Source organism: Paenibacillus sp. NPDC057934 (genome assembly GCF_042887565.1).
Classification (GTDB): Bacteria; Bacillota; Bacilli; order Paenibacillales; family Paenibacillaceae; genus Paenibacillus_AQ.
In genome coordinates this window covers 247,785-274,354 of the sequence record NZ_JBHVPB010000010.1, presented here as the reverse complement: position 1 = coordinate 274,354, position 26,570 = coordinate 247,785, and the positions used below count along the sequence as shown (strand labels likewise).

The 26,570-nt window shown below is 50.1% G+C and carries 22 protein-coding genes; 10 read left to right on the top strand and 12 right to left on the bottom strand.

The features are described from left to right. Nucleotides 1–469: 469 nt before the first annotated feature. From ACFVRY_RS23220 to cidR, 3 genes are all read right to left on the bottom strand, one after another. The gene (locus ACFVRY_RS23220) at nucleotides 470–1,870 is read right to left on the bottom strand and encodes a DNA-binding protein (RefSeq protein ID WP_387502668.1); all 1,401 of its coding nucleotides are present in this window, start codon (nucleotides 1,868–1,870) and stop codon (nucleotides 470–472) included. 146 nt (nucleotides 1,871–2,016) lie between these two features. Continuing rightward, nucleotides 2,017–2,301, bottom strand: a complete 285-nt coding sequence (locus ACFVRY_RS23215; RefSeq protein ID WP_387502667.1) for an aspartyl-phosphate phosphatase Spo0E family protein — start codon at nucleotides 2,299–2,301, stop codon at nucleotides 2,017–2,019. 110 nt (nucleotides 2,302–2,411) lie between these two features. Continuing rightward, nucleotides 2,412–3,299, bottom strand: a complete 888-nt coding sequence (gene cidR / locus ACFVRY_RS23210) for a cidABC operon transcriptional activator CidR (RefSeq protein WP_387502666.1) — start codon at nucleotides 3,297–3,299, stop codon at nucleotides 2,412–2,414. Between the two features lie 112 nt (nucleotides 3,300–3,411). On the opposite strand from cidR, the gene ACFVRY_RS23205 reads away from it, so the two are divergent. Together ACFVRY_RS23205 and ACFVRY_RS23200 are read left to right on the top strand one after the other, a co-directional pair. Continuing rightward, the gene (locus ACFVRY_RS23205) at nucleotides 3,412–3,783 is read left to right on the top strand and encodes a CidA/LrgA family protein (protein WP_387502665.1); all 372 of its coding nucleotides are present in this window, start codon (nucleotides 3,412–3,414) and stop codon (nucleotides 3,781–3,783) included. After that, entirely contained in the window at nucleotides 3,783–4,463 is a 681-nt protein-coding gene (locus tag ACFVRY_RS23200) for a CidB/LrgB family autolysis modulator (protein WP_387502721.1), read from the top strand. The genes ACFVRY_RS23205 and ACFVRY_RS23200 overlap by 1 nt, the downstream gene beginning before the upstream one ends. 101 nt (nucleotides 4,464–4,564) lie before the next feature. On the opposite strand, the gene ACFVRY_RS23195 is transcribed toward ACFVRY_RS23200, so the two are convergent. After that, a complete protein-coding gene (locus ACFVRY_RS23195; RefSeq protein ID WP_387502664.1) occupies nucleotides 4,565–5,533 on the bottom strand; it encodes a Gfo/Idh/MocA family protein in 969 nt (322 codons plus the stop codon). A gap of 52 nt (nucleotides 5,534–5,585) precedes the next feature. Next, nucleotides 5,586–7,892 (bottom strand): helicase C-terminal domain-containing protein, encoded by a 2,307-nt coding sequence (locus tag ACFVRY_RS23190; protein WP_387502663.1) that lies wholly within the window; start codon nucleotides 7,890–7,892, stop codon nucleotides 5,586–5,588. Between the two features lie 283 nt (nucleotides 7,893–8,175). Here ACFVRY_RS23190 and ACFVRY_RS23185 point away from each other — a divergent pair, with 283 nt between their 5' ends. After that, on the top strand, nucleotides 8,176–10,041 hold the full coding sequence (locus ACFVRY_RS23185) for an LTA synthase family protein (RefSeq protein ID WP_387502662.1): 1,866 nt from the start codon (nucleotides 8,176–8,178) through the stop codon (nucleotides 10,039–10,041). 80 nt (nucleotides 10,042–10,121) lie between these two features. On the opposite strand, the gene ACFVRY_RS23180 is transcribed toward ACFVRY_RS23185, so the two are convergent. Continuing rightward, nucleotides 10,122–10,553: a MarR family winged helix-turn-helix transcriptional regulator gene (locus tag ACFVRY_RS23180; RefSeq protein WP_387502661.1), complete on the bottom strand. Its 432-nt coding sequence runs from the start codon at nucleotides 10,551–10,553 to the stop codon at nucleotides 10,122–10,124. Between the two features lie 233 nt (nucleotides 10,554–10,786). On the opposite strand from ACFVRY_RS23180, the gene ACFVRY_RS23175 reads away from it, so the two are divergent. Beyond that, complete coding sequence (locus ACFVRY_RS23175; RefSeq protein WP_387502660.1) at nucleotides 10,787–12,481, top strand: methyl-accepting chemotaxis protein; 1,695 nt, start codon at nucleotides 10,787–10,789, stop codon at nucleotides 12,479–12,481. 186 nt (nucleotides 12,482–12,667) lie between these two features. Here the strand turns inward: ACFVRY_RS23175 and ACFVRY_RS23170 are convergent, their stop codons facing one another. The 4 genes from ACFVRY_RS23170 to ACFVRY_RS23155 form a co-directional block, all read right to left on the bottom strand. Then, on the bottom strand, nucleotides 12,668–14,680 hold the full coding sequence (locus ACFVRY_RS23170; protein ID WP_387502659.1) for a putative bifunctional diguanylate cyclase/phosphodiesterase: 2,013 nt from the start codon (nucleotides 14,678–14,680) through the stop codon (nucleotides 12,668–12,670). 206 nt (nucleotides 14,681–14,886) lie between these two features. Beyond that, entirely contained in the window at nucleotides 14,887–16,551 is a 1,665-nt protein-coding gene (locus ACFVRY_RS23165; protein ID WP_387502658.1) for a hypothetical protein, read from the bottom strand. Further along, the gene (locus tag ACFVRY_RS23160) at nucleotides 16,544–17,344 is read right to left on the bottom strand and encodes an ABC transporter ATP-binding protein (RefSeq protein ID WP_387502657.1); all 801 of its coding nucleotides are present in this window, start codon (nucleotides 17,342–17,344) and stop codon (nucleotides 16,544–16,546) included. The genes ACFVRY_RS23165 and ACFVRY_RS23160 overlap by 8 nt, the downstream gene beginning before the upstream one ends. Nucleotides 17,345–17,590: 246 nt before the next feature. Next, the gene (locus ACFVRY_RS23155; RefSeq protein ID WP_387502656.1) at nucleotides 17,591–18,544 is read right to left on the bottom strand and encodes a 1,4-dihydroxy-2-naphthoate polyprenyltransferase; all 954 of its coding nucleotides are present in this window, start codon (nucleotides 18,542–18,544) and stop codon (nucleotides 17,591–17,593) included. A gap of 213 nt (nucleotides 18,545–18,757) precedes the next feature. Between ACFVRY_RS23155 and ACFVRY_RS23150 the strand changes: the two genes are divergently transcribed. From ACFVRY_RS23150 to ACFVRY_RS23135, 4 genes are all read left to right on the top strand, one after another. Next, complete coding sequence (locus ACFVRY_RS23150; RefSeq protein WP_387502655.1) at nucleotides 18,758–19,381, top strand: acetate uptake transporter; 624 nt, start codon at nucleotides 18,758–18,760, stop codon at nucleotides 19,379–19,381. A gap of 184 nt (nucleotides 19,382–19,565) precedes the next feature. Next, nucleotides 19,566–19,874, top strand: coding sequence for a hypothetical protein (locus ACFVRY_RS23145; protein WP_387502654.1), 309 nt, complete (start codon nucleotides 19,566–19,568; stop codon nucleotides 19,872–19,874). A 130-nt stretch (nucleotides 19,875–20,004) separates the two neighbouring features. After that, nucleotides 20,005–20,481 carry a DsrE/DsrF/DrsH-like family protein gene (locus ACFVRY_RS23140; protein WP_387502653.1) on the top strand — a complete coding sequence of 159 codons (477 nt, stop codon included), beginning with the start codon at nucleotides 20,005–20,007 and terminating at the stop codon, nucleotides 20,479–20,481. Between the two features lie 75 nt (nucleotides 20,482–20,556). Beyond that, complete coding sequence (locus ACFVRY_RS23135) at nucleotides 20,557–22,071, top strand: aminotransferase class V-fold PLP-dependent enzyme (RefSeq protein ID WP_387502652.1); 1,515 nt, start codon at nucleotides 20,557–20,559, stop codon at nucleotides 22,069–22,071. A gap of 83 nt (nucleotides 22,072–22,154) precedes the next feature. On the opposite strand, the gene ACFVRY_RS23130 is transcribed toward ACFVRY_RS23135, so the two are convergent. Both ACFVRY_RS23130 and ACFVRY_RS23125 read right to left on the bottom strand, forming a co-directional pair. Beyond that, entirely contained in the window at nucleotides 22,155–23,072 is a 918-nt protein-coding gene (locus tag ACFVRY_RS23130) for an aldo/keto reductase (protein WP_387502720.1), read from the bottom strand. A gap of 43 nt (nucleotides 23,073–23,115) precedes the next feature. Continuing rightward, nucleotides 23,116–23,733, bottom strand: coding sequence for a TVP38/TMEM64 family protein (locus tag ACFVRY_RS23125; RefSeq protein ID WP_379466532.1), 618 nt, complete (start codon nucleotides 23,731–23,733; stop codon nucleotides 23,116–23,118). 320 nt (nucleotides 23,734–24,053) lie between these two features. Here ACFVRY_RS23125 and ACFVRY_RS23120 point away from each other — a divergent pair, with 320 nt between their 5' ends. Both ACFVRY_RS23120 and ACFVRY_RS23115 read left to right on the top strand, forming a co-directional pair. Then, the gene (locus tag ACFVRY_RS23120; protein WP_387502651.1) at nucleotides 24,054–24,899 is read left to right on the top strand and encodes a DUF72 domain-containing protein; all 846 of its coding nucleotides are present in this window, start codon (nucleotides 24,054–24,056) and stop codon (nucleotides 24,897–24,899) included. Nucleotides 24,900–25,019: 120 nt separating this feature from the next. Further along, nucleotides 25,020–26,489 carry an alpha-amylase gene (locus ACFVRY_RS23115; protein ID WP_387502650.1) on the top strand — a complete coding sequence of 490 codons (1,470 nt, stop codon included), beginning with the start codon at nucleotides 25,020–25,022 and terminating at the stop codon, nucleotides 26,487–26,489. Nucleotides 26,490–26,570: the final 81 nt, after the last annotated feature.

Here is a 26,570-nt window from a genome sequence, read left to right as displayed (position 1 = left end):
AATGCAATGAAAAGCCTATTCGCGACTGTATTTTCTCCATTCATCCCAATCTTTATCACCCCGCAAATTAATTAGGTTAGCTAATAATTAAACTGTTTATTAATTAGGTAACCTAAATTATATTTACTGCAAAACACTTTGTCAAATAATGAATGCGGTATCATTTTTTACAGAATTCAAAACACTCCTCCCCTTGCTTTTTGACACAAAAAAAGATGACCCCTAAGAAACCGGGCATCATCTTGTGGCATTACAGCGTGCAATCAAAGTTATCTTGGGGGCATCACTGTTCTGCTGGTATAAAATATTATAAAAATGCAGCTTATTGCCGCGTTCTATGGTTATAAGTGGTCAATCGTTGGATACGTTCCTGAACGTTCCTACGGATTAGTACCCCACTCCGTGTTCAAGGGTGGTAAACGATCCTCCGTTACCTCCTTTGCCTGCCGGTGTTCCAATGATAATAAAACTAAACAATGCTAAAACGGCGGTCATCGTCAGCAGCGATTTTTTCATTTTGTCTCACCTCCTTCATAAGATCTGTGTACAGTTGCTTCTGCCTGTCGCTGGCATATTCCCTGTTAATCTCGAAGAGAGTGACACAATTGATGAAGCCTTTCTCATTATTCAGTCTGGCAGACAGCCCGAAACATTCGATAACATGTTCGATTCCCCGCGGGTACTCCTGATGATTGATAAGGTAAATAGCAATCTGATAGTTGAGCCTAAACAGCCTGTCTACATTAATGGGGTCCTGGAATTGGCCGAAGCGCAGCATTTCCCGTGAGAACTTGGTCAGTGCGTTATCGGCAGAAAAGCCAAACTGGTTCGCAGATTCCATGATCGTGATTAGGCCAGGCAGAATCTCGCCGGGATGATCGGCCAGGAAGGAAATATAGGATGGGAGGATGGAAATGTTGCCGTCCAGCATCTCTAGAGTGAAGCTGTTGGCTTTGGAGAAAAGCTTGAAGTCCTCAACCGCTTTGTGACCTTCTTCGTCCAAAATCTCAAACCAGCTAAGGTCCGCATATCCGGCCGTATATCGCTTGGCTTCTTCATATCGACCCTGCTTGGTCAGCGCAGCCGCCTTTAGCAAATAACCATGGCCGTAATACACTACAAGTGGCCGCTCCGTATGCATAGTCTCCCTACGCTTGTTTGCATTCTTGCGCACTTCATCCCGGTACAATCCATTAGCCAGCGCGCGCAGTTCGTCCGCATATTTCTCCACATCCCGCCAGCGGTGCAGCGTAAAACAGACGTTGGCCAACTTTAGCAGGCCATCCAGTTGCATGGCTTCCGGCAGACGTCCCCGAAACGGCTCGAATGTGATCACCGCCCTGAATTTCTCCTCCATATCCACCACAGACTGCATGGATTTGAAAATGCGATATTGACTGATAGCCAGACGCTCCGAGTAACTGTCCTGCTCATTCTCGGCTACAATTTTATAGAAAATGACAGATTCGTTGATTTTCCCATTGGCGAAAAGCTTCTCGGCGACTGAATAAATCAAGTCAATCTGCTTCGGATACTCAAGGATTCTGCTCAGAAGCTCATCAATACAAGGCTGCTTGCCGATCTCCGCACATCGGATCAGAAACGGTTCTGCCCTGCGACGGGAGACCTTGTCCTCATAAAAACATTCATCAATATAGAGCGGATACAGCCAACCTTCAGGAAACCCAAAAGCCCGAGTAATTGCGTCCATTTGCCCTAATGATATAGGCTTTGGGGGATTCCCATGCAATATAGCACTGAGACTGCCGCGGTTCAGGCCGGAAACTTTCGCAAAAGAAGCGAGATTATGACCCGAACGGGATAGATTCTTCTCAATTTCTGAGCGTATAGTTGTAAACTTCGCCTCCACCCGGCACCTCCTATAATGATATAATAACAGCTTCTAATTATTTACATAATTATAGGATAATTGTCCAGAAAGCACAACAAAAAGAGGAGCTGTTCTCTCCCCTAATTCTACCATCTATATGATTATGGATGCAAAAGACTATTGAACTATTGCAACGCGGTCTGGCTTCTTAGAGCCGAATTCCTAGAATTTTTGACAGACGGGCCATTTCCCGCCTTCCGGCTGCGCAGATTCTCCATCATTTTGTTCTGGGCTAGCAAAATATAACCGTCCAGCCGCTCGCTCAGCTCTACTACAGCACGGTCACTCAGACTATGCTGCTCGGCAACCTCAAGCAATTGACATCTCAAGCTCTCAATCGTAATCAGCAGTTCGTCTTCTCTTATATCTCTCCTATGAATGTTACGGGAGGAAGCATCGTAAAGGCTCACGATTCTCTCACCTTCTCTCTATCAACTTCTCCCCTATCATAAAGCATGATGCCAAAAAACATATTTTCAAAAAAAAGAAAAATTTGTCGATGATTCAACAAAACGGGAGGCTAACGACCTACGAAGATCCCTTTAGCAAAAGAAATCCATTCTCGCGCCGCAAAAGAAAGATAGCGATCCCGGCGCCAGATAATACCCAGCTGCCAGGGAATGACCGGAGCCGTCAGAGGAATCACTGCGATCCTTGAGCGGTCAATGTCACGGCAGATCGTCTCTGGCAGAAGCGCAATGCCGAGTCCTGCCCCTACCATGCCACTGATCAGATCCCACTGAGAGCTCTCGTATACAACCTTAGGTTGAAAACCTACTTTGACGCATTCCGTAATAATCCGGTCATGCAGCATAAAATCCTCTCGGAACAGGATAAACTCTTCTGCTGCCAGTTCCGCCAGCTTCACGCATTCCTGGCCAGCCAGGCGGTGGCCTGCCGGAACTAGCAGCTCCAGCTTTTCCTCCAGAATAGAGAAGAATTCAAACTTGCCCTGATCCACGGGCAGCACAATGACACCGATATCCAGCAGACCCGTCTCCACGTCATTCTCCACCTTCTTAGCGCCATCCTCATGCAGGCGTATGGTCACCCCGGGGTAGCGATGATGGAATTCACCGATAACAGCGGGGAAGAAGCTTGCACCCACCATGGGCGGCAGCCCCATCTGAATATGTCCCTGCTTCAGCTCGCGCAAGCTGTCCAGCTCAGAGGACAGGCTGGTGAATGAATCTACAATATTCTGCGCTTTGGTTAGCAGAATCTCGCCCGCATCCGTCAGACGAATGCTTTTGCCCTCCCTGTAGAACAGATCAGCGCCCAGCTCGATCTCCAGATTCCTGATCATTTTGCTGATTGTAGGCTGTGAGATATACAGTGATTTGGCCGCTTGGGAAAAGCTGTTCAGTCTAGCGATTTGAACGAAATATTGCAGCTGCCGGATGTCCATGGCTCAGCCTCCTATGTATAGACAAAAGGAATGTCAGCTATTCGATCTATTCATTTTACCTATGAAAATAAATAATGTAAACTTTCATTACGATGAAAGGAGCGAGGCCATTATGAAAAAAATGATCTCAGGATTGCTGCAGATAGGCGGCCTCACTGTATTCTCACTACTGATCAACTCACTGGCTTCATGGTTGCATTTTCCCATCCCCGGAAGCATTCTGGGTATGGTTATCTTATTCCTTCTGCTTGAATTCGGCGTAGTACGCTTAAATTGGGTGGAGGTCGGAGCCTCCTGGCTGCTGGCTGAGCTGCTCCTGTTCTTCATTCCTTCCGCTATCGGCGTCATGAAATACACAGATATGTTGGAGACCGACGGGCTGCGGGTGCTAGCAGTCGTATTGGTCGGTACATTCGCAGTCATGGCTTGCTCCGGGCTGCTCACAGGAGCTATATCCAAGGCAAAGGAGCATAAACCCTTATGATGACCGGACTATTGTTCCTCGCGCTAACCGTAGGACTCTACCTCCTTGCCAAACGTGCCTATAAGATTCACAGCAAAGTATACCTATCTCCGCTTATCATCACGCCTCTGCTGATTGTTGGCATTCTGTTGATGACAGGTATCCCTTATGAATCCTACAATGCGGGAGGCAAGTGGCTGACTAACCTGCTGCAGCCGGCAACCATTGCGTTTGCCATCCCTTTGCATAAGAACTTCAAGGTCCTCAAAAAACACGCCGCCGAAATTGCGGCAGGCGTGTTCTCAGGTACGATTATTGCGGTGATCTCCTCCATGCTGCTTGCCAAATGGCTGCATCTCAGCAGCGATCTGGTCTCTAGTCTGGTCCCGCGATCGGTTACTACTCCGATCGCCATGAGCATCTCGCAGCGTATCGGGGGTGTACCTAGCATTACTGCGGTCTTCGTTATCCTGACCGGGATACTAGGCACAATGATGGGCCCTTCCGTGCTGCGTCTCTTCCGCATTGACAACGAAATTGCGCGCGGTGTATCGCTGGGAACCGCAGCGCATGGTACAGGTACCTCCAAGGCCTTCGAGCTGAGCTCGCTGACCGGTACCATCTCCAGCATCGCGATGATCCTGACGGCGCTATTGACCATCGGCATTGCGCCGCCACTGCTCGCGGTGTTCCTCCACTAAGGCCGTCCCGGCTTGGGCCAAAGCACGTAGCTCCGAAGAAATCCCCGGAGCTGTGTGCTTTTTTCTATGACCTCACTTCGGACTCGATCCTTCTACTTAACCTACAGTTTAACTGGCAGTCCAGTCTGTGCCGACTCATAAGCCGCACAAGTCACCTTGAGTGTCTTATAGCCGTCCTCGTAGTCGCTGAGAATGCGGGAGCGATCACCAGTACGCACAGCATGCAGGAACGCCTCGCTCTCGGCGGCATAAGGGTCGCCGCTGTTGGCATACTCTGTGCTGCCATCGGTACGAACAGTAAGCAGGCGATCCAGATTCCAGTCCAGCAATCCTTGTTCATTATAGAAAGCCAGATTGACCCGGCCGATTTCTCCTGGAAGCACGCAAGTGTTAGAAATATTGGCAATGACGCCGCTAGTAAGCTTCAGCGACACCGTACCGATATCGGCAACCGTGACGTTCTCATGCTGCTCATGTACAATACGATTGCCGTACATGCCGTACACTTCTTCTACCTCACCGCCCAGATAGCGGAGCAAATCTACGATATGCGTCGTCTGCTCTGTAAACTGCCCACCGGACTGCTCCTGGTTGCGCCACCAAGCTACTCCTGGCATACCGCCCATCCACTGACCGACAACCATGCCGATTTTATCCTCAGTCAACGTTTCCTGCAGCCTTCGGATATTATCCTGATAGCGGAAGTGATAACCCACCGAGGTCAGCAGATTGCGCTCCTTAATCTCCTGCAGCAGACTGGCCGGAATTTCGGTACTATAGCTCAGCGGCTTTTCGATAAAGAAGGGAATGTCTCGGCGGATCAACGCACGCTCAATATCGCCATGTGACTGCGGGGGAACGCATATATAAGCTGCATCCAGCTTATGAGCTTCTAGCATCTCCGTAATATCGCCATAGCCCTCAGCGTCATAATGACGGGCCATCTCATCCGCCTTCTCCTTGCTGCTACCGCATACCGCTACTAGAGTAACATCTTCCATTCCAGCCAGTAAATCCGCGTGAACCTTACCAAACCAGCCTGTACCAATCAACCCGATGTTAAGTGTCATGCTCTGCCTCCTGTGAGTCTGAATTGTATGCCCTTTCATAGATTATACGATGTTATTGCCAGATAAGGTAGTCCCGCCACTCTTCGGGGAGCAACCAATGGTATGGCTGCTGCGTAAATCGGTCGTCTGCCAGCACAATGGTGCCACGATCGGTCTCGGTGCGGATCAGCCTTCCGCCAGCCTGCAGCACCTTACACATCCCCGGATAGACATAGGCATAGTCAAAGCCATTTTTGCCCTGGCGATTGAAGTAGGCGCGGAGCAGATTACGTTCCAGTCCCAGCTGCGGAAGCCCTACACCGACCACCATAACCCCGTTTAACCGGTCGCCGGGCAGATCCACTCCCTCCGAGAAAATACCGCCCAACACAGCAAATCCAAGAAGCGTTTGATTTGCGTCCGGACGGAAGGCTGCGAGGAAGTCTTCGCGTGCTTCTTCACTCATGCCAGAACCCTGTACTAGAGTAGCGATTTCGGGATATCGCTCGCTGAACAGATCATATACATTCTGCAAATAAAGATAAGAAGGGAAGAAAGCCAGATAATTTCCCGGCTTGCTGATCATCCTGTGCAGGGCCTCGCTCAATGGCAGCAGGGACGCTTCCCGGTCATGATAGCGTGTAGACAACGGGAGCAGCGACACCTCCCATTGCTCCTTTTGAAAAGGGGAAGCCACGATTAGGCTGTAGTCCTCCTCAGCAGCACCGATCATATCTCTGTAATATGACATCGGGGCCAAGGTAGCCGAAAACAGGATTTGGCTGCGGAAGCCCTTGGCCATCTGCCGCAGTAGATAAGAAGGGTCCAGGTTGAAGAGTTTCAAATACACATCTCCCCGGCGAATCTCGGCATAGGTCACATATCGCTCGTCATAGGTCTTGAAGGTGCGTAGCATCCCTTGTACGGCATAGAAGGTGTCCAGCAGACTGGATTCCCCTTCCTCCGCAGCGGCGGCCAGCATCATCGACGGATGAATCAATTCCAGTTCTGCCTCGGCTGCAAAGTTCTCCAATAGGCCCGGCAGCTCTTCAGGGAAGTCATTCCACCAGCCCTGACCCTCTTCGTTGCACAGCTTGCGCAGCGCGATGAAGAACGAGTTCACCGCCTTGGCAGCAGCGCTCAAGCTTGAGTTGCTTACTTTGTACTGCCGCTGCAGCCCCAAGAAAGGAGACTTCTGCAATGCAGCTGAGAACATCTCCCTTCCCCGATCGACCAAGTTGTGGGCTTCATCCACAAGCAGGACAGTATCCTTCTTACGCTCCTCGGCCAGCCGTTTCAGGCTAATTCGGGGATCATAAATGTAGTTATAATCACAAATCACCGCATCGCAGACATAAGCGGCATCCAGCGAAAACTCGAAGGGACAGACCTCGTGTGTCTTCGCGTAGCCGGCGATAACCTCCCGTGTCATCAGCGTTTCCTGACCCAGCATGTCCAGCAGCGCCCCATTGATCCGGTCATAATAACCTTCGGCGAACGGGCAATGCTCACTACTACAAAGTCCCTCCTCCCGGAAGCACGCTTTATCCTTGGCAGTCAGTGTAATGACATGCAGGACAAGGCCCCTGGCCGACAGGAGCGCCAGCGCCTCCTCAGCAGCCATGCGGGTAATTGTCTTGGCAGTCAGGTAAAAGAATCCCTTCGCCCGGCCTTCGCCAATGGCCTTGATCGCCGGGAACAGAGTGGACATCGTCTTGCCGATGCCGGTCGGCGCCTGAGCGAAGAGATTGACGCCTTCCGAGACCGCTTTGTACACAGCACCGGCAAAATGCCGCTGCCCCTTCCGGTAGGCAGGAAAGGGGAACCCGCGCTCGCGAATGCTCTGCTCCTTGGTGATATCATGCCGGAGCAGCATTTCGGCATAAGGTGCATAGCGGGCCACTGTATCAGCAGCAAATTCCGTGAGCTTCTCCATGCTGACCGTTCGCTGGAGGCTTTGCTCCTCCTCTCCCCCACGCTGAACATACGTTAGCCTTACTTCCATGGAAGTTAAGCCCTGCTCAAGTGCGATCATATAGGCATACATCAGCACCTGCGCCCAGTGGACCTCACGGCCTTCACCCAACAAGTCCAGCGGCCCAGCCGTGGACTTGATCTCTTCGACAATCAGCGCACCTTCTTCCGACAGCAGAAGACCATCACAGCGGCCATCCACCACGAGTAGCAGCTCCTTGTATGGTATCTCAGTTTTCAGATAGACTTCCTTCTGGTCGCCTTCCTTGTATCGCTTCTGAATCTTCTGATGAATACGTGTTCCTTCCACCATGGAAGCCGCACTGCGGAACCCCGGCTCCAGGCTCCCGCTGCGGAATACATACTCCACTAGCGTCCTGACGGATATGGATATCCTATGCTGCATACCTCAGCCTCCTTTACGTACCTATGCTGACAACCCTATGTATTCCACTCGTCGTTTTTGTCTTTTATTCGCTGTATAAGTTCATTTGGCGGCAGGAGCAGCAGGAACGGCTGTACTGTCATTCAGTTCCGCTTTACATTGCGCTAATGCTGGCATGCAGTGTTTTTGACATTTACTTTTCAGGGGGAGATAATAAATTCTGTTACTATGGAATTCCTTTGTCCTTACACTGCTTCCTCTGTCCGGGAAGAAGCGTGTCATCACGTAGAAAGAAGGCGGAGCTGTGTCATCCAATACCTTGAAACGGTGGATCATCAAACCCTTTGTGTTCTTTACCATTATTTTTGTTCTAAAGAGCTTTCTAGCCTGGGGTGTTATCTTTGGCGATATTCTCCCCTGGAAGTCTCTAATTACGGAGATCCCTTTTGCATGGGCACTTTTTTGCATTATTGAACGTTTTGCTTCCAAACGCAAATTAGGATATTACATGACGGTGAACCTGCTGGTGACCGCCATCTTTTTTGCCGCCATTATGTATTTCAAATATTACGGGGTTATTGTCACTTACCATGCCGCCGAGCAGGTGAATCAGGTCACTGCCGTCCGCAACAGCGTATTCTCACTGATGGACCCTTACTATCTCCTGATCTTCACTGATGTCATCGTACTTGGCTTCTACTTCTTCTTCAACAAGAATGGACGGGATTACAAGAAGACGAAGATCAACCTTGGTAGCGGAAAAGCGAAATTCAGTGTTTTGTTTGCAGTATCACTCGCCTTGTGTCTGTTCAATATTCTGCCTAATAAGGCCAGTATGAACGAGATCAAGAAAGCACAGGAGATGGGTATTCTCAATTATGAGGCCTATACCATTTTTGCCAAAGACAAAACTGAGATTGTAAGCACCAGTGATATCACCCAGGATGCTATAAACACGCTAAAAGGGGTTCGCGCTGATGATCATTCATCCCTGCAAGGCGTTGCCAAAGGTAAGAATCTGATCATTATTCAGATGGAATCATTCCAGAACTTCCTGCTTGGACTGAAGCTGGACGGCAAGGAAGTTACGCCAAATCTGAACCGCCTGATGGAGAGCAGTCTGTACTTCCCGAATTTCTATCAAATGGTGGGGCAGGGCAACACCTCGGATGCCGAGTTTGTCGTGAATACATCTTTCTACATTCCTCCCCGCGGCGCAGCTACGATGTCGTATGTAGACAAGACACTTCCAAGTCTGCCACGCCTGCTTCAATCCAATGGCTATCAGACTGCCACCTTCCATACGAATGATGTGGAGTTCTGGAACCGCCGGGAATTGTATAGTTCTCTGGGTTGGGAGCATTATTATGATCACCAATTCTTCGGTGATGAGGACGTATTCTTCTTCGGCGCCTCCGATGAAGTGCTTTATCGCAAGACAGCCGGCAAATTAAAAGAAATGAATGAGGCAGGTCAGCCATTCTATTCTCAGATTATTTCGATGTCTGCCCATCATCCTTTCACCATTCCGGCTGAGAAGTACCGGATGAAGCTACCTGAGCGTTATGAAGGTACTTTCGTTGGTGACTATATCCGATCCCAGAACTATGCAGATGAAGCCTTCGGCCAATTTGTAGAAGAGCTAAAAGCAAGCGGCGTCTGGGATAATAGCCTGATTATGATCTACGGCGACCATATGGGGCTACCCATCTACTCGCTAGATCATGACGACAAGGCATTGATGCAAGAAATCTACGGTCATGACTACAGCTATGCCAACATGATGAATATTCCGTTGATTATACATGGCGCAGGGATCACGAAGCCGCAGGTACTGGATCAGGTTGGCGGGGAGATTGATATTATGCCGACAGCCGCCGGGCTGCTCGGTGTCTCCATGGAGAACAATCTGCATTTTGGCCAAGATCTGCTCAGTGAGCCTGTCAATCTGCTGCCACAACGTTATTATCTGCCATCAGGGTCTTTCATTGCCAGCTCCGGACTGCTAATTCCGGGTAGCAGCTTTGAGGACAACACACAGTATCCTATCGCTTTAGGAGGCAAAACGCCTGCTGCTACGGAGGATGAATATAACCGGTCATTACGGCTGCTGCAGCTCTCGGACAGCTATGTAACCCAATTGCCGCTTAAAGCAGAAGGCAAGAAATAGAACCATTTCAAGAAGAAACGGCCACGCTCCTCTCAATCTGGAGTGTGGCCGTTTTTGTATAGTTGAAGGCTTGGTGCTTCTCAGCGCTCCTGCTTGTCCAGCATTTCGTAGTACTTGGCAAAGGTTTTAAGCTCTTCCGGTTCCAATATAGCCAAATGATCAGCCAGAAGTAGCTTGGAGCGATATTGTGCTTCCTTCAGTGATTCCTCACCTTTGGCTGTGATAGTGACAACAACCGCTCTACGGTCCTGCTCATCAGGAACCCGGGCGATGAAGCCCAGCAGCTCCAGGCGATCCAGCATCACCGTGACGGCGCTGGATTTCACCTCCATTTTCTCAGCTAACTGGATCACACGTGATTTCTTCTCGTGGGCAATCATATTGAGCAGGCCTAGTTGAGGAAACGTTAGGCCAATTTCCTTATGCAAAGACATTTGGGACACAATTTTCCGCTGCACCCTCCACATGGATATCCCGATGCCTTCAATCACCGGATCTATTTGTTTCGACATTCCTTCAGCTCCCAATCACTTTGTCCTGAAACCAGCGTACCATTTTAACACTCCCGGATTCAATGACTCTCGGTCAATATTTTGCCGTTTTCGCCATATAGTTGTCACAACTATTCCTTAAACAAGCAAATTTCGACACATAAACGCTGAGTTTCTTGCACTATAATCGTAGCAGTGAGCATGGAGAACGAGACTCTTTGCTAACAATTAGTCAAAGTTGGTGGGGAATAAAAATGAAATTGGCAACAAAATTAACCTGGATGATGTTCATTGTGCTGCTGCTTGTGGGCTCCTCCATCGGATTCTTCGGGTATCGTGCCGCTTACAGTCAAGTGGACGAGGCTGCCGGAATCGAATTGGTAGGCTGCGCCAATATTACAACCGGCCTGGTGAATCCAGAAGACATTTCCGCACTTACTGCGGGAGATACAAGCAAGATTGCTAAGGTAGAAGAGCGCATTGGCTGGATTGTTGCTCACAAGCCTATTTTCAAAGAAGCCTTCATCCTGTCGCTGGACGGCAAAGTCCTAGCCGCTGACAGCAGCTTCCAGAAGCGTGGCTATAAAGCAGGGGATACATTTTATTTTAGCGACGAAGACAAGGCAATGATCAACAAAATGCAGCATTCCACCTATTCCAAAGTTTATACCTACGATGGAACCTCCCTCAAAACCGGCTACGGTCCTATCTACCAGAATCATGATCCAGCCAAACCCATTATCGCCTTAATGGCCATCAATTTTGACGGTTCAATTATTCAGGAACGAACCATGGATGTGGTTGTACAGCCTTTTATCATCGGCGCAGCCATTTTTGTACTGGCTATTGTAGTCGCTTATCTGCTTATTCGCCGCATGGTCAGCCCGTTAACCCATTTGTCTCGTTCCGTTAATCTAGTAGCCCAGGGCGATCTGACACAGGACCCTATTCTTCTCGGCAGTAAAGATGAGGTCGGAACCTTGGCCCGTGACTTTAATGCCATGTCTGACAATCTTCGCTTGCTGATCACCGAAGTGAATGACACTTCGCATCAGGTTGCCTCTTCCTCTGGAGAGCTGTCGGCCAGTGCCCATGAAACCAATAGGGCCGGGGAACACAGTGTAGGAATTACCCTGGAGCTTGCCGATGGAGCGAATGCCCAACTCCAGAACCTCGAAGACAGCTACAAAGCCGTACAGAACATGTCCAGCTTCATCTCGGAGATTGCTGCTATGGCAGATACTGCGCTTGACCTTGCCAATGGCAATGCAGAGAAAGCCCGAACGGGCAGAGAGTCCATGGATTCCACCACAGCACAGCTGATGACTATGAGCGGCAGTATCAGTATGCTCTCTGGCATGATCAATCTTCTGTCGAGCAACTCCAAGGAAATCGAGAGCATTATTACCGTCATCTCCAGCATTGCCGAGGAAACACATCTGCTCTCCCTTAATGCAGCCATCGAAGCTGCACGGGCTGGCGAGGAAGGCCGGGGCTTCGCCGTTGTCGCCCAGTCCGTTCGCAAGCTGGCAGAACGATCTTCTCATTCCGCTACCCAGATCGGCGATCTGATTAAAATGACCGTAAGCCAGATGGAAAAGGCGACTGAGATGATGTCTTACTCCACACAAGAAATGGAACAGAGTAGCGAAATGATAGACCAAGCCGGGGCTTCTTTCACTGAGATTGAAATGTCGGTATCCAGCATGGCAGAGCAAAACCGGCAAATCTCTACTGTAGTTGGCCAACTTGCCGAGTTAGCCTCCGGGCTAGTCACGACCATTCAGCATGTTGTTGAGGTATCCAATCAGACTGCGGCGGGGGCGGAGAGCCTGTCTGCCTCATCCCAGCAGCAGCTTGCCGCTATGGAAGAGGTTGAGGCCGCCGCAAGTATCCTCTCCTCAATGGCCGAGAAGCTGCGCTTTTTGGTAGAGAAGTTCAGGATTTGAAATAGTAACAGCCACAGAACTTAAATAGATAAGCCTTTCAATGCAGCAAAGCAGGTCGGGGAACTCCCCGGCCTGCTTTTTATATAACAGAATTATGTGGTCGCAGACAAGTTGCCTCTTGTCCGGCGTGATTCCGAAAGTTATGTATATTGAATATGAAAACAAAATGATTACATGTCTAGATCATTATACTGCCGTATTTTCGATAAACCATTGCCCTAACTCGTTCACAGGCATCGGTCGGCCATAGTAATACCCTTGCATCACTCGGCAGCCCAGCGATTGCAGCAACTCGATCTGCTCGGTCGTTTCTACGCCTTCAGCAACGACATCCATATTCAGGTTACTGGCGATGGCAATAATATTGCTGATAATCGCTTTCTTGGAGTGTAGCTTACTCTTGCGAATGAACACCTGATCAATCTTAAGCGTATTGACCGGAATCTCGTCCAGATTGCCTAGGGAAGAGAAACCTGTACCGAAATCATCCAGTGATACCCGTACGCCCAGCAGCCGGAGCTTGGATAATTGAGCTACTGTCTCCTCCATGTTGTTCATCGCGATAGATTCTGTAATCTCCAGTTCCAGAAAATGCGGCTCCAGTCCCGATTGCGTCAGTGCTTCCTCCACAACTTCATACAGCCCGTTTCCTTCAAACATCCGCGCTGACATATTAACGGAGACGGCGACATTCGCCACTTCCTCTTGATGCCAGAGCTTGTTCTGACTACATACATCATGCAGCATCCAGTAGGTAATGGGCACGATCAACCCGGTCTCCTCTGCTATCGGAATAAATTCCGACGGAGAGATGATTCCATGCTCAGGGTGTCTCCACCGCAGTAAGGCTTCAAGTCCAACCGTCACATTCAACAACGAATCCCACTTGGGCTGGTACACGACCATGAATTCAGAACGGGCCAGCGCCTTGCGCAGATCCTTCTCCAGCGACATCCGCCGCAGTTGGTGACGATTCATCTCCTGATCGAAAATGCTGTATTTATTCTTGCCAGAATCCTTGGAGGTGTAGAGCGCAGTATCTGCGGCCTTCATCAAGGACGACCGGTCGGTGCCATGTAGAGGAGTCAGGCTGATCCCAACGCTTGCTGTCACGTACAGTTCATTACCTTGGATGCTGTAGTAGTGCTTGAGCTCCTGCAGAATACGCTCGGCTACTTCTTCCGCTTCTGGTACGGAGCACACAGACAGGGCAATCAGGAATTCATCCCCGCCTAGCCGAAACACCTTCCCCATAGTGCCAACACAGCCTTCCAGCCTTTGGGCAACCTCCTGCAGCAGCATGTCGCCGATATCATGCCCCAGGGTATCGTTGATCGATTTGAAGCGGTCCAGATCCACAAAGAACACCGCTCCGGATGTTCCGCCGAAGAAATCTTCAAGAAAGTAACGCTCCAGGCCATGTCGGTTAGGCAGTCCGGTCAGCGGATCATGGTACGCCATCCGTTCAAGCACATGACGGTCCAGAAAAACGGCTCCTCCGGAGACCGCGAGCATCAGGACCGTTATAATGGATACGCCGCTCAGCAGAATTACATCTGTATCCATCAGGAGAGATGAGGAGCCGGCTCCCTTGTAATATTCCCACTGGCTGGCTCTGAGACTGAAATAATGCAGACCTGTCACCGATAGTCCAATCAATAATGTTAAATAGAGTTTCCACTTATTAAAGCTAGGATGATCCTTGAACTTGCGAAGCAAATAGAGCCCCATGGAGGACATCAGCGCAGCTGCCAAGATCGAGATGGCCTGTGAGAGGATTGGATAGCGGATTCCTCCCCCCAGCAAAATAGAAGACATACCGATATCATGCATGGCGGAACTCCCTACGCCAAGCAGTAGCCCCCCGGCACCCGCTCGCCAAAGCTTGGGACGGTGTGCAAGCACAATCCAGAACGCAGCATAACAAGATAACATACACACCAGCAGGGACAGCAGTGCTTTACCCGGCTGGTAGCTGACTTCAAATGGTAAACGGCCGGCCATAATGCCGATATAATGCATTGCCCATAGGCCACTACCAAGTACACAGGATGCTGACAGCAGCCACATTCGCCGGATTCTGCCGGCAGAACGGGAAACTTGTGAAATCAAATTCAAGGCAGCATAAACCGCGGCAGAGACCAGCGCGAAAGTTAGTAAAACGATCCAAACATTATAACGGATTCCCATTTGATCCATGTGTCAACCTCTTCACCGGTATAGTAATTATCATCATCGCCACAGTGCGTTTCTCAAGTCAGAATCAGTACACGTATATCGGATAAATGGAAGAGTGCGTAAAGATTATAGGCTATCCCTGGAAAGCAACTTTAAGTGTAATTTTACCTTTTATCAACCAGACTGTCTAAGTAAATACTGGAACTTGCCCCCTGTTTTGGTGTCCGTTAAAAAATGTCCATATTTGACATCCCAGAGGACTCCATCCTCTTCGCCTCCGGAAATGCCCGGCGCCAGAGCAGAAAATTGCCGACAGCCAGCAACACAAGGTATATATAGACGCCACCTGTCAGTAAAGTTGCCAAATAATGTAGGCCCACCATACCGATCAACAGGAATAGCATCAGAAAGCTGCTTCCCGTGAATTCCTTCTGCTTAGCTGCTTCAAAGCGTTCTGAAAAAGGTAGTGACCGCGGCAGCACCAGGAAGCACACCACCGCATAAATAAGCGTTGCAAACAGTACAACTACAAGGTCCGGCAGAATCTTAACCCCATAGAGCACTGTGAACACCACCGCTTCTGCCAAAAATATCGGTACAAACAATCTGAGCAGGGCAGCCTTGAGCATGCCTCTGTACACTGTATGATCCCCCGGTAGTGGTATGACCTTGTAAATCCAAGCCCCTTTATAGCTTCCTGAATACCGCAGCATTTGAACAACGGTCATCATCATCGTAGCGCTAAAGTAAATCCACAGGTATGTCTTTGAATCTCCGATACCGCTCCCATCCCCTAGCCAGATCATATTTAAGATAAATATGAAAGGGAACACGATGGAGAAGCCCAGCGTCGGATATACCTTTAGCTTAAAGTCCCGTTCTGTCTTCATCATGGACCAGGTAAATCGAAAGAACATGCCCTCTTCCCGGCTCCGGCAAATTACAGTAGATAGCCATCCAGATAATCTCGCTGCTTCACGGCCACCGACCTCTTGTGCGGAAAGCTTTTGCAGGCTTTTCTCAAATTGGGGCATAAGTTTTATGTATGTAATGATCAGGAGAAGCGGAAGAATGATGGCCAAACCGGATAACACGCTAAAATGAGTGCCTCTCCCTCCACCAAATGCCAGCTCGAACGGGGCAGCAAACCAAACCGGAGGAATAAAATACTGCCACCATGCCGGTTTGAAGGATGCGCTAAACTCCGCCAGGTTAAACAGCCTGGAAATCAGTTGATAGCCCACGGTTATGGCAATCATCAGTACAATCTGCACATAGTTGATGATATCCTTCAATCTTTCTCCGTCGAAAAGCTTCAGGATCACCAGGTACAGAAGCCCTGTAACCACCAGGATGAAGCAGTCCATCAGTACAATGGCTCCACAGTATAAAAGAAAGAACAAAGGCCCCTGACGGAACAGTGAGACGATCAGCGTAGGTCCGGCAAGGCTTAACGTGAGGGTGAACAGATAGATCAGCACATGGATGTTCTTGGCCATGTTCAGGGTACGGCGATTCACCGGTTTGGAGAACAGTATGTTCTTGTCCCGAAGATCCAGCAGGACGGAGGAAAAGTCGGAGACCAGTGTAGTGGTAATCATGAACATCACCACACCCAGAACCAGACTCATTTGCAGCATGTAATGGCCCGATGGAACGATGAGCGGGATCAAGAACGCACCCATTATCAAGTACACCCACTGCGGGCGAAACGGCGAGCCTTCTGTCGGCTCGGCCGATCTTTGTGCAGCCGCAAGAACCGTAGGTGCCCTTCTCCCATCCATCGTCAGTTTGACTTGTAGAATGCTGCGCATAACGCCGTAATCAATGCCAACTCTGGAGAACAGTCCCTCCAGCCGATCCAGCAGCTTCAGTACCCGAAAATCATTCATGTGCAGCACCTTCTTGAATCACGGTCACAAATTCACCTGCGATGTCCCGGTATTTGTCAAAGCCGGTCAACTGGTTAAAAATCTCTTCAAGCGAGCCTTCCCGGCTCTCCTCCTTCAGCTCCGCAAAGCTACCATCGGCCACAATGTCCCCTCCAGCAATAAGCACTATACGGCTGCTGATCTTCTCGACAACATCCATGATGTGTGAAGAGTAGAAAATGGTCTTGCCCCGAGCAGCCAATGAAGCGAAGATTTCCTTCACCACCATGACACTGTTGGCATCGAGACCGCTTAGCGGCTCGTCGAGAAACAGAATATCCGGGTCATGCAGCATACTGGAGACCAGCAGCACTTTCTGCTTCATCCCTTTGGAAAAGGAGGAGATGCGCATGTCGTAGGCCTTCTCCAGACCGAGCAGGGCGGTCAGTCGCTTGGCCTTGTCATCAGCTGCACTCCGCTTCATGCCATACAGCTCGCCAACGAAGCACAGATACTCCCGTGCCGTCAGGCTGTCGTATAATTCCGCAACTTCCGGCACATAGCCGATCCGTCTCTTATAAGCATTGTCGCCATCAGCAATATCCCGGCCAAAGATTTCTACGGTGCCGTTATAACCCTCAACCAAACCAAGCATGATCTTAACCGTCGTGCTTTTGCCAGCACCGTTTGGACCGATATATCCGATAATCTGCCCCGCGTAGACTTCCAAATCAATCCCCCGGAGAACCATTCTGTCCGAATAATTCATCCACAAGCCAGAGATTGATATCACCGGCTTCTCTGCAACAGCCATTCCTTTCAACTCCTTCCAAGTTAACCTGTTAGCCCAGACTAATCTTCCGACAGCTAGCGGATTCTCCCTTAAATTGGGTTACTTTACCTTATTCTAGCGGAAACTATTCCCTCTTACTATCCTTAATGACACATTATGCGGGAAAACGACGCCGCTTTGCACAAACTGCAATAATTTGGCACAATTCAAAAAGCAGCACCCTCGGAGTCCTTCCGTAAGGCGCTGCTATAAATAAATTAAATGAAATTAAGCGAAGTTATGCAAGAGTATTGCTATACCCAAAACCATAATGCGTGCAGCATTCATCAACATGAAATTTTTTACCGAAAGAATAAAGGTGCTAGCCTTCTCCTGCTTCGCATGGAACGCTGCGACATTGCGGCGGAGCGGAATAAGGGTCAGTATGATTAGCAGGACGAGTATCGGATGAACCTTGAGAATCAGCAGCACTACAAGGTCAAGATAAGAGACATAATATAGCAGTTTGAATAACAGGAGAGCGCGCTCCTTGCCAATATAGACAGGAAGAGTATATCTACGGTTCTCAACATCCTCCTCGATGTCGCATATATTGTTCGCCAGCATAATGCCTGAAATCCCCAGGATAGCTGGCACTGAGAACCAGAAGAGATAGATTACCTCTATAAGATTAATATGAAGATTGACCCAGCCCTCTTGAATCAGTAGCGAGACGACACTATTGTCGGTATGGATATAGGCCGAGATAAAGATAATGACGAAGCCCATGAACAGCCCCGAGAACAGCTCACCCAGCGGCATTCGTGAGATTGGGATGGGTCCGAAAGAATACAGAATGCCTATCAGAAACGATAATCCCCCCAGCAGGAAGACTAAAAGACCTGTCTGTGATACCAGCGCAATTCCGCCCCCGGCCGCCAGCACCAGCAGGATGATAATGGTCGCAACCACCGTACGCTCTTTCAGCTTAAAATGAACGATGGCATTATGCGTCTCATAGCCGTAGCCATCGGTTTTGGATGCTTTTTTGAAATCATAATAATTGTTAATCGCCGTTGTAGCCATATCAAAACTCAGCAGAGAAATGAACATCAGGCCAAACCGCAGAATATAAAAATCCTCGAACCGGTACAAGGCGTACAACGTCCCCATTAGAAAAGGAATCATACTAGCTGCCTTCGTCGGCAGCTCTACAAACTTCAGAAAACTTCTTACATTCAAATCAATCACCCTTATCACTCAAATGAACAGTTCATATCACAGAGACATTATATCGTAAATTGTAAGTGACCTGTCAGGAATCGACAGGAAATGAACAAAAAATCATTCCAGAGAAGCAGGGCAGTATGATATGATAGGCAAGCCAATAACAGCGCCCTTCAGGGTGCTGTTGTCATGAGCGAACACTTTTAAATAATGGAGGCATTAACTTTTATGTCAGCGCAACCGCAATCCCCCCAATCCGTCAAGATCGTCACTGCCGATCCTGGTGCTATTGGCCTGTTCGGACTAGCTATTGTCACGCTGGTCGCATCTTCACAGAAGCTCGAGATCACCTCGGGGCTCAGCTATGTCATTCCTTGGGCTATTTTCCTGGGCGCCTTCGCCCAGCTATTTGCCAGCATTCAGGATGCTAAGCACAATAATACCTTCGGCATGACCGCCTTTGGAGCCTATGCCTTCTTCTGGTTCGGTATGGCCGCCAGTTGGCTGATCAAGCTCGGTGTATTCGGAACAACCCTGGCCGAAGCCGTGGATCCGAAGCAGCTCGGATTTGTGTTTCTTGGATACCTGATCTTCACCCTGTTCATGACGATCGGTGCCGTGGAAGCCAACAAAGTCCTGCTAATTATCTTCATCTTGATTGACTTCCTGTTCCTGGGTCTGACGTTTGATTCTTTCGGGATTGCGGCTGAAGCCTTTCATAAGCTGGCTGCCTTTGCGGAGCTAGGTATCGCTATAGTCTCCCTCTACGGATGCGGAGCTTCGGTGCTGAACGCTCACTTCGGACGTACGTTCCTGCCAATGGGCGCACCGCTGCGTATTTTCAAAAAATAAACTTTCAATTCCTGCATCAAAAAAACAATGGATAAACGTACACCTGCCACTCTGGCGGAGCGCGTTTATCCTTTTTTTTTGCAGATGTGCTGTCCCTCAAGGATAGGCGTGGTACACTATCTTTATACCGCAATAATCAGATTAGAACCCTCATGTTAACCGAAAGGATTTGGAGACAATGAATGTGTTCACTTCTTCTGAATGGATTGGAACGGCCGTATTTGCCCTAATTCTTCTTATTATTGCTTACCGCGTCATTCGCGGGCTTCCCAAGATAACAGGAGACATCGCCGCTTTTCGCAAAAGAACACTCGTCTGGACCCAGGTTGCGCTGGTGCTGACCGTACTTCAGTTGAATTTCAAAGCCGGGGATTGGCGCTTCGCTATTATCCTGGGGATGATCGTTCTCTTCACTGGAAGCATCTGGCTGGCCGCACGCCGTGAAGATATTCGCAGTGGTGCAGGAGCAGAGCCTGCCGGACATAATGAATAAATTCATGCTCCCGCAAGGGAGCTTTTTTCATGACCTCCCGCTGAAGTGCGAACAAGTTGTGACAAAAGCATAGTTCATGCTGGCCTAACCATACTAAGCTCATTCCAAGAGGATCACGGAGGGATGATGGATGGGCAAAAAGATGAATCTGCTGATGTTCAGCGGGGACTATGACAAAGCAATGGCGGGATTGATCCTGGCAAATACTGCTAGGGATATCGAATGCGAGGTGACCATGTTCTTTGCATTCTGGGGGTTGTTCCTGGTCCGTGATCCGGAGAAAATGACACTGGAGGACAAGAGTATCTATGAGAAGCTGATGGATGTCATGACCCCCAAAGGGCCAGAACAACTCCCCTTGTCGCGGATGAATTTCAGCGGGCTGGGCCGGATGATGCTAGAGGAGATGATAGAGACACAAGGCGCGCCGAAGCTAATTCATTTTCTTAAGGGCGCCCGTAAAAAGAATATCAAGTTCTACGCCTGTAAACTCTCCGTGGAAATCATGGGCTTCAAACCGGAGGAATTTCTGCCGGAAGTTGAGATTATTGATGCGACTACCTATTTGAAGGATGCGCTGGAGAGTGACATGCAACTGTTCATCTAGCTCTCAGGCTTGGGCGTTAACCTATTGGCGGGGCGGGGCATATACTGAGGCCAAAGAAACTACAGGCTGGAGGGAATGTCCGTGCTGAATATCATCCCCGCCTCTTCCCCGGAGATGCCATCTTCGCTGCAAACTTATTTTGCACCCTTTCGCGAGCACACCATCGGAACAGGATTTACGCTTACGACGCCCTATGGCAGACAGCCTCTCTTGTACGCTGACTGGACCGCCAGCGGGCGTCTCTACGAGCCCATCGAGCGCCGAATGCTGGAAACTTTCGGCCCCTATGTCAGCAACCCTCATACTGAATCCAACACTACCGGGCTGACAATGACCTTGGCCTATATCGAGGCCCGGAATATTATTAAAGCCCATGTCCACGCCGGGCCGCAGGATGCGCTGCTCTTCTGCGGCAACGGCACCACCGGGGCAATAAACAAGCTTCAGCGCATTTTAGGCCTGAAGATGCCAGAATGGCTGCAGGGCAGGAGCCTTAACCCCGAAGACCGCCCGGTCATCTTCGTAAGCCACATGGAGCATCATTCCAACCTCCTGCCCTGGCAGGAAAGTCTTGGCGATGTCGTTACTGTAACACCGGGAGCAGACGGAAACATCGATCTGAATCAGCTTGAATACCTATTGCGTCTATACCGGCACCGGCGCCTGAAAATCGGCGCCTTCACGGCCTGTTCCAATGTGACAGGCATCCGCACACCTTACCATCAGCTCGCCGCAGCCATGCATCGCCACGGCGGGGTCTGCTTTGTTGATTTTGCCGCCAGCGCCCCCTATGAGCCGATTGATATGCATCCGGCTTCACCGCAGGAGAAGCTCGATGCGATCTTCTTCTCCCCCCATAAATTCCTCGGCGGGCCAGGAAGCAGCGGCGTGCTGCTGTTCGACTCCGCCCTTTATCGCAGCCGCCTTCCCGACGAGCCTGGCGGCGGCACCGTGGTTTGGGTCGATGCCTGGGGCGGCCGCCGCTACATAGAGGATATAGAAACCCGCGAGGATGGCGGCACGCCGGGCTTCCTGCAGGCCTTCCGCACTGCACTGGCTATTCATCTGAAAGAAGCCATGAACGGGGGCGGTGAATACATGCTGCTCAGGGAGCGGGAACTGTGCCGGCAGCTACTGGATGGATTGCAGACTATACCCGGCTTAACCATATTGGCCGGAGAGCAACAGGAACGACTCGGAATTGTTTCCTTTACAATGCGCGATATCCACTATAACCTCGCGGTGCAGCTGCTGAACGATCGATTCGGCATTCAGGCCCGCGGAGGCTGTTCTTGCGCGGGTCCTTACGGCCATCATCTGCTGGGGCTCGGCCCTAAGGACTCCGCTGGCTTCATCAAGGCTATCTATGCTGGAGATCAGTCACTCAAGCCGGGCTGGGTCCGGCTTTCGCTCCACCCCATCATGACAGATAAAGAAGTGGCGCGAATGGTCTCAGCCATCCGCGCCATCGTAAAGCATATTGAAGAGTGGAGACAGGATTACAGGTATAACCCCGAAACTAACGGTTGGCAGCACATTACTGCTGCCGCACCGGCGATTAAGGATGCTGCCGGATGGTTTCGCCTGTGAGGAACACTTAACCCCGCTGACCTCCAGCATAACTAACATCTGGACTCCTGATCAGTAAGACAGCCTATTAGCGAAACAGTCTACTATTGGGACTGCCCGTCCTTTACCATGTCCAGATCAGCGGCAGACGCATTGGCAATGACCTGTGCGACATCCTTGCAGCCAGGAATTACACTCGTTACTACGGGATGCTGAAGACACCAGCCCAAGGCCCATTGCGCCATAGGAATGCCTTCAGGCACTTCATTTTCTGCAATCTTAGCAACTTCCAGTAACTGCTTCTGACGCGTATCCGCATTATGATTCGCCCGGACATCACCCGCCGGGAAGGCAGCATCCGGCTTATACTTGCCGCTAAGATAGCCGCTGGCCAGCGGCACCCGTGCTAGCACACCCAGGTTATGCTTGGCGCACAGCGGGAAGACTTCTTCTTCCGGGCCGCGTTCCAGACGATTATATACGACCTGAATGGCTTCTGCCCCGACCGCCTGAGCAGAGGCTGTCTGGTGAACACCTGTGCCAGAGGCACTAATGGAAACTCCTAAATGCCGGATTTTCCCGGCCTGCACCTGTCTATCCAGCATGCTCCACAGTTTGTCGTTCTCGAACTCGGCATCGGTTCCCGAATGGAACTGGTAGAGATCGACATACTCGGTCTGGAGCGATTTAAGCGAATCATCCAGTTGCTTCAGCACCTGGTCGGCGCTCCATAGCTGTTCCCGCTGGAGATGCCCCTTGAATCCGTGGCCGAACTTGGTCGCCACAATCCAGTCCTCGCGTTTGCGGCGAGCTAGATAGTCCCCGATGAACCTCTCGGACAAGTGGTCCCCGTAACATTCTGCTGTATCAATCAGATTGATACCAAGTTCCCCTGATTTATCCAGCATGGCATCAACTTCGTTCTGGGTGAAATCCTTGCCCCATTCCCCGCCAAACTGCCAGGTCCCAATTCCGATCACAGACACATTCAGTCCGGTACTTACAAGCTTACGGTATTTCATAATGGCACCTCTTCCTTTCATATCTAGAGTTTAATTGTTCAATTTATTTGCCACTGCCGCCATCACTGGCTGTTCTGGTAAAATATCTTTCTATGGCTTTGACGCCCCAGAAAGACAACGCTATAAAGAGCAGTACGTATAGTCCTTCCGCGGGACGACGGATAAATCGTTCCAGATCATTGCCGATATAAGAAACCGCAAACACCATAATGGCTTTGCCCGCGATCAAGGCCAGTAGATAGGAACGCAGCCGCATTCCGGCAAGTCCGGCAGCCATATTAATGACGACGAATGGCCCTACGGGAAACAAACTAAGCAGAAACACATAGCTGAAGCCCCGCTGGCGTACCCAAGTCATGCTCTTCGCCACCTTTGGGCGCAAGGCCCATTTGCGCAGGTAGGGGTGGGAAGCAATTTTGCGAACAATCAGAAAAGTCGTTACACAGCCCGCGACCAGACCAATCCACGAATACAAAAAGCCGAGCCACAAACCATATACCGCACCGTTCAAACCAACGATAGCTATGGTAGGCAGGGGCGGCACAAATGATTTCATAAAAGTTAATGCAATGCCCGGAAAAGGTCCGAACGAACGATATTGTTCCAGCATGTGCCGCAGATTATCCTCTGTCAGCCATGATGCGATATCCAGATAGTACATAACGTGCCGCTCTCCTCATCCATCCTATAATAAGTAGCTCCATGCCACCTCAGGTTAATCACCTAGCACTAAGCTTTAATTATACAATACATTGGGACAAAATTGACGCGGCGAATTCGGTACAGTCGCTATCCTCCCACAAGTGGATATCCCTCATTTCAATGTTATAATGCACTTAAAAACCTTGCTTTTGGATGCCCTGCGACTCCCAGCTGGTCATTTATTGGCCGACTGTTTGCGAACTTGTATTTTTAGTTTAAATAGAAGATACATGTATTCTAGCGAACATCCAGAGAAAGCAGCCAAGGAGGAGAAAGCCTTTGATCAAGATAGGGCTGACTGGCTTCGGCGACCATGAGGAATTGTATGGAAAAATCAAACCGGCCGAACGGTTGTCTACATACAGCGCCCATTTTTCCATTGTAGAAATCGACAGTTCCTTCTATGCGGTTCAGCCGGTCAGAAATTATGCGAAATGGGTCAACCAGACCCCAGAAGGATTCCAGTTCATCGTGAAGGCCTATCAGGGAATGACTGGTCATCTGCGTGATAAAAAGAATTACTTCGATACAAAAGACGCCATGTTCGCGGCTTTCCATGAATCCATCCAGCCCGTTATCGAATCCGGCAAGCTGGCCATGACCCTGTTCCAGTTCCCACCCTGGTTCGACTGTACCAAAGATAATGTGGATATGCTGCGCGACATCAGGCAGCGGATGAAAGACGTACCCTGCGCCCTTGAATTTCGCCATGAGAGCTGGTACAGCCCGGCGTTCCGTGACAAGACGCTGCAATTCATGGCGCGTGAGGGCTGGATTCATACAGTAGTGGACGAGCCACAGGCCGGGACTGGCTCGATTCCGATTGTAGCCGTAGCCACCTCCCCGGACATCACTTATGTGCGACTGCACGGCCGCAATGTCTCAGGTTGGAACCAAAGCAACCACCCGGATTGGCGCAAGCTGCGCTATCTATACCGGTATGATCAGGAAGAACTCGGCGAGTGGAAGGAACGTCTGTTAAAGCTGGAGAAAAACTGCCGTAATCTCTACGTTGTCTTCAATAACAATTCCGGCGGCGATGCTACAGACAACGCCAAGGAGCTTCAGAACATGCTCGGCATAGACGGCGGTCTGGCTCCGCGCCAGCTTGATCTCTTTCAATAGCTTGAAAAAAGATCATTGCATCTGCAAATAACTGGTATTCCCTCCCTTTAAAAAGTGAAGAATAACCGAAGAGCCTGAAGAACGATCTGAAAGCACTGCAGCAGCGAAGGAGGCAGAGAGATGAAGAGAAATCATACGATGATGCAGTTTTTCGAGTGGCATGTCGCAGCAGACGGTAAGCACTGGAAACATCTCGCGGAAATGGCACCAGAGCTGAGTAGCGCCGGGATTGACACCATATGGATTCCGCCCGTGACCAAGGCTGTCTCCGCAGAAGACACCGGATATGGTGTCTATGATCTCTATGATCTCGGTGAATATGACCAAAAAGGTACAGTACGCACCAAATACGGTACCAAACAAGAACTGGTCGACGCCATAGCCGAGTGCCAAAAGAACGGCATTGCTGTATATGTTGATCTCGTCATGAACCATAAGGCCGGTGCGGACGAGACCGAGATATTCAAGGTAGTCGAGGTCGATCCCCATGACCGGATGAAGGAAATTTCGCAGCCGTTCGAGATCGAGGGATGGACCAAGTTCACTTTTCCGGGACGCGGAGACGAGCATTCTGCCTTCAAGTGGAATTTCGATCATTTCAATGGCACGGACTTCAATGCGAAGGAGGACCGCTCTGGCGTATTTCGTATTGTAGGTGAGAACAAGACCTGGAATAAGAATGTGGATGATGAGTTCGGCAACTATGATTATTTGATGTTCGCGAATATTGATTACAGCCATCCCGCAGTCAAGGAGGAAATGCTCCAGTGGGGAAGCTGGCTGGTGGATACACTGCAATGCAGCGGCTACCGCCTCGATGCCATCAAGCACATTAACCATGAATTTATAAAAGAATTTGCGGCGGAGATGGTGCACAAGCGCGGAGAGGATTTCTACATCGTAGGCGAATTCTGGAATCCTGATCTTGCCTCTTGCCGCGAATTTCTGGACACGGTGGATTATCGGATTGATCTCTTTGATGTATCGCTGCATTATAAGCTATATTCTGCCGCCCTTGGCGGGCGGGATTTTGATCTCAGCACCATTTTTAATGATACATTGGTACAGAGCCATCCCGGCAATGCGGTTACCTTTGTCGATAACCATGACTCCCAACCGCATGAGGCGCTCGAATCATGGGTCGGTGACTGGTTCAAACAAATTGCCTATGCTCTCATTCTGCTGCGCCGCGACGGATATCCTGTCGTCTTTTACGGCGACTATTACGGGATCGGCGGCCCAGCCCCGATCGAAGGCAAGAAAACCGCGATCGACCCGTTGCTGTATGCCCGCTACCACAAGGCTTACGGGGAGCAGAAGGATTACTTGGATCACCCCAACACGATCGGCTGGGTACGGCTCGGTGTGGATGAGATTGAAGGCTCCGGCTGTGCAGTAGTTATCTCCAATGGTGACAAGGGTGAGAAGCGGATGCAGGTAGGCAAGCACCGCGCCGGTGAAGTGTGGGTGGATTTCACTGGCACTCGCAAGGAGAAGCTTACCATTGGGCAGGATGGCTGGGCGGCCTTTTCTGTGAACGGCGGAAGCGTCTCTGTCTGGGCTCTCCCCCACGAGGAAAATGAAGAGTAGCAGGGGTAAGCTTATACGCAGAAAACAGAAGACCCCATTCTCCACGTAATTGTGAAGAATGGGGTCTTTTTGAATTATCAT

Excerpts from the sequence above, each read along its gene's own strand:
- cidR (WP_387502666.1), bottom strand. The coding sequence starts at position 3,299 with ATGGACATCCGGCAGCTGCAATATTTCGTTCAAATCGCTAGACTGAAC.
- ACFVRY_RS23205 (WP_387502665.1), top strand. The coding sequence starts at position 3,412 with ATGAAAAAAATGATCTCAGGATTGCTGCAGATAGGCGGCCTCACTGTA.
- ACFVRY_RS23200 (WP_387502721.1), top strand. The coding sequence starts at position 3,783 with ATGACCGGACTATTGTTCCTCGCGCTAACCGTAGGACTCTACCTCCTT.
- ACFVRY_RS23195 (WP_387502664.1), bottom strand. The coding sequence starts at position 5,533 with ATGACACTTAACATCGGGTTGATTGGTACAGGCTGGTTTGGTAAGGTT.
- ACFVRY_RS23190 (WP_387502663.1), bottom strand. The coding sequence starts at position 7,892 with ATGCAGCATAGGATATCCATATCCGTCAGGACGCTAGTGGAGTATGTA.
- ACFVRY_RS23180 (WP_387502661.1), bottom strand. The coding sequence starts at position 10,553 with ATGTCGAAACAAATAGATCCGGTGATTGAAGGCATCGGGATATCCATG.
- ACFVRY_RS23175 (WP_387502660.1), top strand. The coding sequence starts at position 10,787 with ATGAAATTGGCAACAAAATTAACCTGGATGATGTTCATTGTGCTGCTG.
- ACFVRY_RS23170 (WP_387502659.1), bottom strand. The coding sequence starts at position 14,680 with ATGGATCAAATGGGAATCCGTTATAATGTTTGGATCGTTTTACTAACT.
- ACFVRY_RS23165 (WP_387502658.1), bottom strand. The coding sequence starts at position 16,551 with ATGAATGATTTTCGGGTACTGAAGCTGCTGGATCGGCTGGAGGGACTG.
- ACFVRY_RS23160 (WP_387502657.1), bottom strand. The coding sequence starts at position 17,344 with ATGGCTGTTGCAGAGAAGCCGGTGATATCAATCTCTGGCTTGTGGATG.
- ACFVRY_RS23150 (WP_387502655.1), top strand. The coding sequence starts at position 18,758 with ATGTCAGCGCAACCGCAATCCCCCCAATCCGTCAAGATCGTCACTGCC.
- ACFVRY_RS23140 (WP_387502653.1), top strand. The coding sequence starts at position 20,005 with ATGGGCAAAAAGATGAATCTGCTGATGTTCAGCGGGGACTATGACAAA.
- ACFVRY_RS23135 (WP_387502652.1), top strand. The coding sequence starts at position 20,557 with ATGTCCGTGCTGAATATCATCCCCGCCTCTTCCCCGGAGATGCCATCT.
- ACFVRY_RS23130 (WP_387502720.1), bottom strand. The coding sequence starts at position 23,072 with ATGAAATACCGTAAGCTTGTAAGTACCGGACTGAATGTGTCTGTGATC.
- ACFVRY_RS23125 (WP_379466532.1), bottom strand. The coding sequence starts at position 23,733 with ATGTACTATCTGGATATCGCATCATGGCTGACAGAGGATAATCTGCGG.
- ACFVRY_RS23115 (WP_387502650.1), top strand. The coding sequence starts at position 25,020 with ATGAAGAGAAATCATACGATGATGCAGTTTTTCGAGTGGCATGTCGCA.